Source organism: Rhodococcus sp. EPR-134 (assembly GCF_001647205.1).
GTDB lineage: Bacteria > Actinomycetota > Actinomycetes > Mycobacteriales > Mycobacteriaceae > Rhodococcus_F > Rhodococcus_F qingshengii.
Genome location: NZ_LVCT01000048.1, coordinates 1 through 2,333 on the forward strand (window position 1 = coordinate 1; position 2,333 = coordinate 2,333).

General features: G+C 62.6%; 1 protein-coding gene and 2 pseudogenes. 2 read left to right on the forward strand and 1 reads right to left on the reverse strand.

Features of this window, described 5'->3' with window-relative positions; translation table 11 throughout:
- Window positions 1-98: 98 nt before the first annotated feature.
- Both A2J01_RS02455 and A2J01_RS02460 read left to right on the forward strand, forming a co-directional pair.
- Window positions 99-674: pseudogene (locus A2J01_RS02455) on the forward strand (VOC family protein); the annotation flags it as partial.
- A gap of 135 nt (window positions 675-809) precedes the next feature.
- The gene (locus tag A2J01_RS02460) at window positions 810-1,964 is read left to right on the forward strand and encodes an alkaline phosphatase family protein (protein ID WP_064111796.1); all 1,155 of its coding nucleotides are present in this window, start codon (window positions 810-812) and stop codon (window positions 1,962-1,964) included.
- On the opposite strand, the pseudogene A2J01_RS02465 reads toward A2J01_RS02460, so the two are convergent.
- Window positions 1,950-2,333: pseudogene (locus A2J01_RS02465) on the reverse strand (murein biosynthesis integral membrane protein MurJ); the annotation flags it as partial. The gene A2J01_RS02460 and the pseudogene A2J01_RS02465 sit on opposite strands and share 15 nt — an antisense overlap.

Below are 2,333 nucleotides of genomic sequence, written 5' to 3' on the forward strand. Positions count from 1 at the left end.
CTCGGCCGATTGACCCCCATAGAATACGAGACCATCATGACCACACCAGCCACTCAGGCTGCGTGACTCAACCTGTCACCTGATCGTGCAGCAGACCCAACCCCTACGGCAACGTGTGGACCACCTACATCTCCTCGACTGATGCGGCAGCGTCGGCGTCCAAGGCCCAAGCCTCGGGCGGAACGATCATGATGCCGTCGATGCAGGTCGGTCCTCAGGGCAGCATGGCGATCGTGGGCGATCCGGCCGGTGCCGTCGTCGGCATCTGGCAGGCAGATCAGCACCACGGCTTCGGTTTGGTCGGCGAGGCCGGAGCGCCGGTCTGGCACGAGACCTTGTCCAAGAACTACGCCGCGGTCCTGCCGTTCTACACCGACGTGTTCGGCTGGACTTACGAGTCGATCGGTGACAGCGACGAGTTCCGGTACTCACAGGCCAAGCAGGGCGACACCGTCGTCGCCGGTTTGATGGATGCCAGCTCGTTCCTCCCGGCAGAGGCGCCGTCGTTCTGGCAGGTGTACTTCGGGGCGGACGACACCGATGCGGCCGTCGCCAAGGTCGTCGAATTCGGCGGCAGCGTCTTGCGCGATCCCGAGGACACGCCCTTCGGTCGTCTCGCGTCGGTGGCCGATCCACTAGGTGCCAAGTTCCAGATCTCCACGATCATGGAATGACTCTCCGCGCGGAGGCCGCACCGGTCCGCGGTCTCTGCGCGCTGATCATCTGGAAAGTCCGGATTTGACCGCACAGATTTGAACACTCGCCCAGAAGGTATGCAGTTTTCTGCGTCCAACGCCTAATCTCATGGGATGCCCGCCCCCGCCCCTCTCCTCGATGTGTACTCGCAGCCGACTCTGTCGACGCTTGCGCCGTCGGTACTCGCTTCTCTCGGAGTGAGCGGCGAAGCGAACCGTCTCGATCTACAGCCCAGCAAGAAGACCGTAATTCTGCTGGTAGACGGGATGGGCGCGAATTTACTCGCCCGCAACGCCGAATATGCACCATTCCTGAATTCACTGATCGGAACGCCCATCCGGGCAGGCTTCCCCACGACGACGGCCACCAGCATCGTCTCACTGGGGACCGGTCTGCCTTCGGGAGCGCACGGCATCACCGGCTACCAGTCCTACGTCGAAGAAGCCGATTCGGTGTTCAACTGGCTGGGTTGGCACAGCGCGGGCAAGAAGGAATCTCAGACCGACTCCATCGTCCCGGAGACCCTGCAGCCGCAGGCCACGACGTTCGATCGCGCCGCAGCAGCCGGCATCACCGTTACAACCGTCGTACCGTCGAAGTTCGACGGCAGCGGCCTCACCCGTGCCGGGATGCGCGGTGCCCAGTTCGCCGGAATCCAGGCATACGGAGACCTCCTCGCTCGCACCGTGGCGGCGTCGAAATCTGCCGACCGCACGTTCACGTACTGCTACATCAGCGAGATCGATGCACTCGGCCACGTCTACGGACCCGAGTCCGAGCCGTGGATTTTCCAACTGATGCTGGTCGATCGACTGGTCGAGCAACTCGCCGCGGCTCTCGGTCCGGACGTGAGATTGCTGGTGACGGCAGACCACGGAATGGTCGACGTGTCGGACGAGAACAAGATCGACTTCGACAGCACTCCTATTCTGTCCAAAGATGTACTCGCTCTTGCCGGTGAACCTAGATGTCGTCACATCCACACCCGAGAAGGCGCTGCACAAGATGTTGCGGACCGCTGGCGCGCCGAACTGGGTGACCGCATGTGGATCGGGACGAGGTCCGAGGGCATAGTCGCAGGATTGTTCGGGCCTGCAGTGCATTCCGAGTATCACGGCCGGATCGGTGATGTCATCGCCATTGCGTCCGGGGACGTGGCCGTCGTACGTCGATCTGTCGAATCGGGACTGTCCGGCCTCCGTGGACAGCACGGCGCCCTCACTCCGGACGAACTGCTGGTACCGCTCTTGTCCTCAGGACAGCAGTAGGGTTCGCGCCCGGCGAATCTCGGGAACACCGACGACCTTGCATGCACCCAACAGGACGACGGCACCGACGGCCGCACCCGCCGACAATGAAATAACAGCAGCAAGCCTGGGCTCGGGAACTCGGTTCTGAACCGCCACCACCAAAGCGAACGCACAACCACCTGCCAGAATTGCCGCCGCCGAAATCCTTCCGACGGTGGCCTGCACGCGACGGAATCCCAACAGCCCGTATCGCTTTCGAAGAAGGATGTGGCCGAGTACCGCTCCACACACGTAGGAGAACGAGCCGGCAGCACAGACGGCCAGGACCAGCCTTTCGTCACTAGCCGACAGTGACGCAAGAAGGACGAGCACAGTCTTGGCGACCAC

What these genes read in the sequence shown, in the direction of transcription:
- A2J01_RS02460 (WP_064111796.1), top strand. Translation starts at nt 810, where the DNA reads ATGCCCGCCCCCGCCCCTCTCCTCGATGTGTACTCGCAGCCGACTCTG.